The following is a 7717-nucleotide window of genomic DNA, read 5'->3' as shown; positions in this document are numbered from 1 at the left end:
AGCCGGGACAGCGGGTCGGTGGCCGTGACGTCGGCGGCCGCGATCCGCAGCAGCCGGGTGCGGTACGCGCGCCGCAGCGCGTCGGTGCCGCCCGGCGCGGTCGCCACCGGGACGGCCGCGTCGGGGTCGGCGCCGACCGCGTGGAGGAGCTCGGCCCGCACGGCGCCGACGGGCACGCCGAGCGCGGGCTCGTCGTCGACCAGCACGCGCAGGTTCTCGGGGTGCGCGACGAGCGTGTCGCCCAGCGCCACGGACGCCCCGGCGACGCCGAGCAGCCGGTCGCGGGGCGGACCGCCGTCGAGCACGACGTCGCGCAGCAGACCCCCGAGCTCGTCGTCGCCGCGGACGGCGCCGGCGAGCTTGGCGAGCGTGAGCAGCGCCTGGTCGGGGTCGGCGAGCTCGTGCAGCTCGCCCGCCAGGACGTCGGCAGCCCCCGGCACGACCTCCTGCAGGGCGGCGTCCTCGAGCAGCCGCTGCGCGCGCGCCACGTCGGCGACGCCTGCCCGCGTGAGCCGCCCCGCGAGGCTGCCGCTGCGTCCGTCGACGGTCACGACGGCCCCCGTCCGTCGGCGTGCACCGTCGTCCGCTCGGCGAGGTGCTCGGTCATGAGCCAGATCCCGGGCGCGACCATGCGCACCGTCACAGGACCGGCAGGAACCGCCGCAGCTCGTACGGCGTGACCTGCGCGCGGTACTCGTCCCACTCCTGGCGCTTGTTGCGCAGGAAGTAGTCGAAGACGTGCTCGCCCAGCGTCTCGGCGACGAGCTCCGACTTCTCCATCACCGCGATGGCGGCGTCGAGGGACTGCGGCAGCGGGTCGATGCCGAGCGCGCGGCGCTCCGCGTCGGTGAGCTCCCACACGTCGTCCTCGGCGCCCTCGGGGAGCTCGTAGCCCTCCTCGATGCCCTTGAGTCCGGCGGCCAGGATGACCGCGAACGCGAGGTACGGGTTGGTCGCGGAGTCGACCGCGCGGTACTCGATGCGGCTCGAGTTGCCCTTGCCCGGCTTGTACAGCGGGACACGGACCAGCGCGGAGCGGTTGTTGTGCCCCCAGCAGACGTAGCTCGGCGCCTCGGCACCTCCCCACAGCCGCTTGTAGGAGTTGACGAACTGGTTGGTCACGGCGGTGATCTCGGCGGCGTGCTTGAGCAGGCCCGCGATGAACGAGCGCGCGGTCTTCGACAGCTCGAGGTGCCCACCCGGCTCGTGGAACGCGTTGCGGTCGCCCTCGAACAGCGACAGGTGCGTGTGCATGCCCGAGCCCGGCTGGTCCGACAGCGGCTTCGGCATGAAGGACGCGAACACGCCCTGCTCGAGCGCGACCTCCTTGACGACCGTGCGGAACGTCATGATGTTGTCCGCCGTGGTCAGGGCGTCGGCGTAGCGCAGGTCGATCTCGTTCTGGCCCGGCCCGGCCTCGTGGTGCGAGAACTCGACCGAGATGCCCATGGACTCGAGCATCGTGATCGCGGCGCGGCGGAAGTCGTGCGCGGTGCCGCGCGGCACGTGGTCGAAGTAGCCGCCCTGGTCGACCGGCACGAGCGCCTGGGTCGGGTCCGCGGGGGCCTCGAACAGGTAGAACTCGACCTCGGGGTGCGTGTAGAAGGTGAAACCCTGGTCGCTCGCGCGGGACAGGGCGCGCTTGAGCACGTGCCGGGAGTCCGCGAGCGACGGCGCACCGTCGGGCGTCAGCAGGTCGCAGAACATGCGGGCGGTGCCGTGCCGCTCACCGCGCCAGGGCAGCACCTGGAACGTCGACGGGTCGGGACGGGCGATCATGTCCGCCTCGTAGACGCGTGTCAGGCCCTCGATCGCGCTGCCGTCGAAGCCGATCCCCTCGGAGAACGCGTTCTCGAGCTCGGCCGGCGCGACCGCGACGGACTTGAGGATCCCGAGCACGTCGGTGAACCAGAGGCGGATGAAGCGGATGTCCCGCTCCTCGACCGTGCGGAGCACGAACTCCTGCTGCCTGTCCATGGCGTACATCCTGCCCGATGCGAGGGCCGTCCGGCCGCCATCCCCACGCCGACGTGGCGGGCGGTCCCCGTGGCGGTGACTAGGCTCGACGCCATGACGAGGCCGCGTATCGCCCTGGCCCAGATCGACACCTGCGTCGGCGACGTCGACGGCAACGCCGCCGCGGTCGTGACGTGGGCGCGCAAGGCCGCGGACGCGGGCGCCGACCTCGTCGTCTTCCCCGAGATGACGCTCACCGGGTACCCGATCGAGGACCTCGCGCTGCGGGCGTCGTTCCGTCGCGGCGCCGAGGCGGCGCTCGAGCGGACGGCCGCCGAGCTCGTCGACGCCGGGCTCGGCGACCTCACGGTGCTCGTGGGGACCGTCGGGGAGCACGGCGCGGGCGACACGGCCGCACCCGACGACCGCGGGCTGCCCACCAACCAGGCGGTGCTCCTGCGGCACGGGAAGGTGCAGACCCGCTACGACAAGCACCACCTGCCGAACTACGGGGTGTTCGACGAGTTCCGCATCTTCGCGGCCGGCGACGAGACGTGCGTGATCGACGTCGCGGACGCGCGCGTGGGCGTCGTCATCTGCGAGGACATCTGGCAGGACGGCGGGCCGGTCGCGCAGATGGACGAGAACGACGTCGACCTGCTCGTCGTGCTCAACGGCTCGCCCTACGAGGAGGGCAAGGGCCACGTCCGGGTCGACCTGGCAGCCCGCCGCGCCCGCGAGGTCGACGCGCCCGTCGCATACGTCAACCTCGTCGGCGGCCAGGACGACCTCGTGTTCGACGGCGGGTCGTTCGTCGTGGGCGTCGACGGGACGGTGCTCGCGAGCGCGCCGCAGTTCGTCGAGCACCTGCTGGTGTGGGACCTGCCCGAGCGCGGCGCCGCGCCCGAGCCCGGTCCGCTCGCCGTGCCGCTCGAGGCCGACGAGGAGGTCTACCGGGCGATCGTCACCGGCCTCGCGGGGTACGTCCGCAAGAACGGGTTCCGGTCGGTGCTGCTGGGCGTGTCGGGCGGGATCGACTCCGCGCTCACCGCCGCGATCGCCGCCGACGCGATCGGCGGGGAGCACGTCGTCGGCGTGTCGATGCCGTCGTCCTTCTCCTCCGAGCACAGCAAGGACGACGCCGCGGACCTCGCCCGGCGGATCGGCGCCGACTACCGCGTCCAGCCGATCGCGTCGGTCGTCGACGCGTTCCAGGAGCACCTCGCGCTCGACGGGGTCGCCGAGGAGAACCTGCAGGCGCGCGTGCGCGGCGTCCTGCTCATGGCGATCTCGAACCGCGAGGGGCACCTGGTCATCGCGCCCGGCAACAAGTCGGAGCTCGCGACGGGCTACGCGACGATCTACGACGCGGGCAGCATCGGCGGGTTCGCGCCGCTCAAGGACGTCGACAAGTCCCGCGTCTGGGCGCTCGCGCGCTGGCGGAACGCGCACGCCGCGGCCCGCGGCGAGACGCCGCCCATCCCCGAGTCGTCGATCACCAAGCCGCCGTCCGCCGAGCTGCGCCCCGGCCAGACCGACCAGGACTCGCTGCCGCCCTACGACCTGCTCGACGAGGTGCTCGACGCGTACGTCGAGCACGCCGAGGGCCGCGCGGAGCTGCTGGACCGCGGGTTCGACCCGGCCGTCGTCGACAAGGTCGTCACGCTCGTCGACCGCGCCGAGTGGAAGCGCCGGCAGTACCCCCTCGGCCCCAAGGTGACCGCGCTCGCGTTCGGGCGCGACCGCCGCCTGCCCGTGACGTCCCGGTGGCGCGAGCCCTGAGGCGTCACCGCCCGCGACCGTCGAGAACCGACCCCAGGAGCATCTCCATGACCCAGAACGTGAAGCGCGTGCGCGTGCACCACCTGCGCCAGGCCAAGGAGCAGGGCGAGCGGCTGTCGATGCTGACCGCCTACGACGCGGTCACCGCGCGGATCTTCGACGAGGCCGGCGTCGACATGCTGCTCGTCGGCGACTCGATCGGGAACACCATGCACGGGCACGCGACGACGCTCCCGGTCACCGTGGACGACCTGATCCCGCCCGCCAGGGCCGTCGCGCGGGCCGCGCAGCGCGCGTTCGTCGTCGTCGACTTCCCGTTCGGCTCGTACGAGGCGGGGCCCGAGCAGGCGCTCGCGACCGGCGTGCGGCTCATGAAGGAGACCGGCGTCGACGCGGTCAAGCTCGAAGGCGGCAAGCGCGTGGCGCGGCAGATCCGCGCGCTCACCGACGCGGGCATCCCCGTCGTGGGCCACCTGGGCTACACCCCGCAGTCCGAGAACCTGTTCGGCGGTCCGCGCGTGCAGGGGCGCGGCGACGTCGCGGCGGAGCGGCTGTCGGAGGACGCGCTCGCGATCACCGAGGCCGGCGCGGTCGCGATCGTGCTCGAGATGGTCCCCGCACCGCTCGCGGCCCGCATCACCGAGATCGTCGCCGTGCCGACCATCGGCATCGGGGCCGGCGCGCAGTGCGACGGCCAGGTGCTCGTCTGGGTGGACATGGCCGGCATGACGGACTGGTCGCCGCGCTTCGCCAAGCGGTTCGGCGAGGTCGGGGCGGCGCTCAAGGCTGCTGCGACGTCGTACATCGACGAGGTCCGCGGCGGCACGTTCCCCGACGCGGCGCACCAGTTCGACGCGTGACGCCCGCGCGGGTCGCGGGCTGGGTCCTCGCCGCGGTCGCGGCGGTCGTGGTCGTCGTCCTCCTGGTGCCGGTGGGCGGCGGCCTGTACGGGGTCGCGCAGCTCGTCTCGTTCCGCGCGGTCCTCGGGGCCGGGGCGCTCGCGGTCGCGCTGCTCCTGGCGGCCGTGCCGTGGGCGCGCCGACCGATGCTGCCGCTCGTCGTGGTGCTCGCGGTCGGCGCCGTCGGCCAGGCCGGCGTGCTCGCGTGGCGTTCGGTCCCGCTCCCCGGGACCGGGGCGACGACCGCAGCTGCGACGAGGTCCGCGAGCGGTGAGCTCGTCGTCCTCTCGTTCAACACGCTCGACGTCGTGCGGGCCCCGGTGCTCGCCGACCTCGTCGACGCCCAGGACGCGGACGTCGTCGTGCTGCCGGAGACGTCGGCCGGGACGGCACACGACGTCGCCGCGCTGCTCGCCGACCGCGGCCGTCCGATGCAGGTGCTCACCGCCCCCGGCGACGTGCCCACGATCGCCGGGACCGCGCTGCTCGTCTCCCCCGACGTCGGCCGCTATGCCGACGCCGACCCGCTGCCGACCCGGCTCGGCTCGCTCCGCGCCGAACCCGTCGACGACGGACCCGTGCTCGTCGCCGCGCACCCCCTGGCGCCGATCCAGCGGTCGGCGATGCGGACGTGGCGCGAGGAGACCGCGCTCGTCGCGCGCACGTGCGCGCAGACACCCGGTGCGATCGTCGCAGGCGACCTCAACGCGACGCTCGACCACCCGGGGCTGCGGTCGCTCGGGCCGTGCGTCGACGCGGCACGGGCGGCCGGCATGGGCGCGCACGGCACGTGGCCCGCGAGCGCGCCGACCCTGCTGGCGGCACCCATCGACCACGTGCTCGTGGACGGCCGTCGCTGGCGCGTGACGTCGTTCGACGTCCTGCCGCCGACCGGCGGAAGCGACCACCGCCCGGTCGTCGCGCGGCACGTCGCGCGCTGAGCCGACACCGGGACGCGGGCGCGGCTCGTCGCGCGCTGAGCCCGGCCGCGGGGGCGGCCGCCGTCAGCGGCTGCGGCGGTCCTCCTCGTCCCAGCTCTCGGTCCGCTGCCGCGCCCGCTCCAGCGCGTGCTCCGCCTCCTCGCGCGTCGCGTACGGGCCCATGAGCTTGCTCCAGTCGCTCTGGCGGCCCTCCTCCACGACGTGGGTCTCGGTGTTGTACCAGTACTGCGTCGCCATCGTCCGCTCCCTTCGCGTCGCCGCCCGCGGCCTGTCCCGGCCGGGCCGCCCCCTCGTGCTGTCCGTAGACTGCCAGGTATGCCGCCCGTGCACGCGCCACGATCCGCCCTGGTCCCGGGCACGGTGAGCCCTCGCCGCGCCGTCCCCTCGACCATCGCCCGCCCCGAGTACGTCGGCAAGCCCGGCCCCGCGCCCTGGCGCGGCAGCAACGTCCTCGACGACGAGACGGTCGCACGGGTCCGCGTCGCCGCGCGCATCGCGGCGCAGGCGCTCGAAGAGGTCGGCCGGCACGTCGAGCCGGGCGTCACGACCGACGCGCTCGACGCGATCGGCCACGAGTTCCTGCTCGACCACGGCGCCTACCCCTCGACGCTCGGCTACCGCGGCTTCCCGAAGTCGCTGTGCACGTCGGTCAACGAGGTCATCTGCCACGGCATCCCCGACTCGACCGTCGTCGAGGACGGCGACCTCGTGAACATCGACGTCACCGCGTACATCGGCGGCGTGCACGGCGACAACAACGCGACGTTCCTCGCGGGCGACGTCGACGAGGAGTCGCGCCTGCTCGTGGAGCGCACGCGCGAGTCGCTCGACCGCGCGATCAAGGCCGTGAAGCCGGGCCGCGAGGTCAACGTCATCGGCCGCGTCATCGAGAAGTACGCCGCCCGGTTCGGGTACGGCGTCGTGCGCGACTACACCGGCCACGGCGTCGGCCCCGCGTTCCACACGGGCCTCGTCATCCCCCACTACGACGCCGCGCCGCTCTACGACACCGTCATCGAGCCCGGCATGGTCTTCACCATCGAGCCCATGCTCAACCTCGGCACGCCCGACTGGGTCGTGTGGGACGACGACTGGACCGTCGTGACGGCCGACGGCCGTCGCAGCGCGCAGTTCGAGCACACCCTGCTGGTCACCGACACCGGAGCGGAGATCCTGACACTGCCATGAGCCACGACAAGCACACCAAGCACGGCAAGAAGAAGCACGACGTCGCGTTCGGCATCGACATCGGCGGCAGCGGCATCAAGGGCGCACCCGTCGACCTGCACGCGGGCGAGTTCGCGTCCGACCGGGTCCGCATCCCGACCCCGCTGCCCGCGACGCCCGACGCCGTGTCGCAGACGGTCGCGGAGGTCGTCGCGAAGTTCGACCTCGACAAGGACGTGCCGATCGGCGTCACGTTCCCGGCCGTGATCTTGCACGGTGTCGCGCAGTCCGCCGCGAACGTCGACAAGTCCTGGATCGGCACCAACGTCGAGACCGCCGTCGGCGCGGCGACCGGCCGGAAGGTCGTCGCCGTCAACGACGCCGACGCCGCCGGGTTCGCCGAGGTGAAGTACGGCGCCGCGAAGGACGTCGACGGCGTCGTGCTCGTCGTGACGCTCGGCACCGGCATCGGGTCCGCGCTCATCGTCGACGGTCGCCTCGTCCCGAACACCGAGCTCGGGCACCTCGAGATCGACGGGTTCGACGCCGAGTCCCGCGCCGCCGACTCCGCGCGCGACCGCGAGAACCTCGACTGGGCGGCGTGGTCGCAGCGGCTCCAGCGCTACTTCACGGTCGTCGAGAACCTGTTCTGGCCCGACCTCATCGTCGTCGGCGGCGGCGTCAGCAAGCACCACGAGCAGTTCCTGCCACTGCTGGACCTCCGCACCCGCATCATCCCCGCCGAGCTGCGCAACGCGGCGGGCATCGTGGGCGCCGCGGCCCTCGCGGCGAAGGCGCACTGACCACCCGCCCGCGCCCGCTCGTCGAGGTCGCCGCCGGCGTCCACGTCGCGACGAGCGCGGTCTACGCGACGACGTCCAGCCTGGTCGTGGGCGACGACGGCACCGCGCTCGTCGTCGACCCGGCGGTCACGGCCGGCGAGGTCGCCGGTCTCGGGGCGGCCGTCGCCCG

7 protein-coding genes and 1 pseudogene are annotated in these 7717 nt (G+C 73.6%); 5 read left to right on the top strand and 3 right to left on the bottom strand.

Annotated features, from left to right (window positions below):
* A pseudogene (locus CTKZ_RS18655) lies at positions 1-551 on the bottom strand (bifunctional [glutamine synthetase] adenylyltransferase/[glutamine synthetase]-adenylyl-L-tyrosine phosphorylase); the annotation flags it as partial.
* 88 nt (positions 552-639) lie between these two features.
* Entirely contained in the window at positions 640-1977 is a 1338-nt protein-coding gene (locus tag CTKZ_RS18650; RefSeq protein ID WP_124344329.1) for a glutamine synthetase family protein, read from the bottom strand.
* Between the two features lie 93 nt (positions 1978-2070).
* Here CTKZ_RS18650 and CTKZ_RS18645 point away from each other — a divergent pair, with 93 nt between their 5' ends.
* From CTKZ_RS18645 to CTKZ_RS18635, 3 genes are read left to right on the top strand one after another with little or no spacing between them, the layout of a single operon-like run.
* Positions 2071-3738 (top strand): NAD+ synthase, encoded by a 1668-nt coding sequence (locus CTKZ_RS18645; RefSeq protein WP_124344328.1) that lies wholly within the window; start codon positions 2071-2073, stop codon positions 3736-3738.
* A 47-nt stretch (positions 3739-3785) separates the two neighbouring features.
* The gene (panB, locus tag CTKZ_RS18640; RefSeq protein ID WP_124344327.1) at positions 3786-4598 is read left to right on the top strand and encodes a 3-methyl-2-oxobutanoate hydroxymethyltransferase; all 813 of its coding nucleotides are present in this window, start codon (positions 3786-3788) and stop codon (positions 4596-4598) included.
* Positions 4595-5578, top strand: a complete 984-nt coding sequence (locus CTKZ_RS18635; RefSeq protein WP_124344326.1) for an endonuclease/exonuclease/phosphatase family protein — start codon at positions 4595-4597, stop codon at positions 5576-5578. Before panB ends, CTKZ_RS18635 begins: the two co-directional genes overlap by 4 nt.
* Positions 5579-5641: 63 nt before the next feature.
* Here the strand turns inward: CTKZ_RS18635 and CTKZ_RS18630 are convergent, their stop codons facing one another.
* Positions 5642-5815: an SPOR domain-containing protein gene (locus CTKZ_RS18630; protein WP_124344325.1), complete on the bottom strand. Its 174-nt coding sequence runs from the start codon at positions 5813-5815 to the stop codon at positions 5642-5644.
* Positions 5816-5893: 78 nt separating this feature from the next.
* On the opposite strand from CTKZ_RS18630, the gene map reads away from it, so the two are divergent.
* Both map and ppgK read left to right on the top strand, forming a co-directional pair.
* Positions 5894-6766 (top strand): type I methionyl aminopeptidase, encoded by an 873-nt coding sequence (map, locus tag CTKZ_RS18625; RefSeq protein ID WP_124344324.1) that lies wholly within the window; start codon positions 5894-5896, stop codon positions 6764-6766.
* Positions 6763-7548: a polyphosphate--glucose phosphotransferase gene (ppgK, locus tag CTKZ_RS18620; protein ID WP_124344323.1), complete on the top strand. Its 786-nt coding sequence runs from the start codon at positions 6763-6765 to the stop codon at positions 7546-7548. The genes map and ppgK overlap by 4 nt, the downstream gene beginning before the upstream one ends.
* Positions 7549-7717 lie beyond the last annotated feature (169 nt).

The organism is Cellulomonas algicola (assembly GCF_003851725.1).
GTDB classification, from domain to species: Bacteria; Actinomycetota; Actinomycetes; order Actinomycetales; family Cellulomonadaceae; genus Cellulomonas; species Cellulomonas algicola.
The sequence above is the reverse complement of the archived record's forward strand: the minus strand, read 5'-3'. Positions and strand labels throughout refer to the sequence as shown.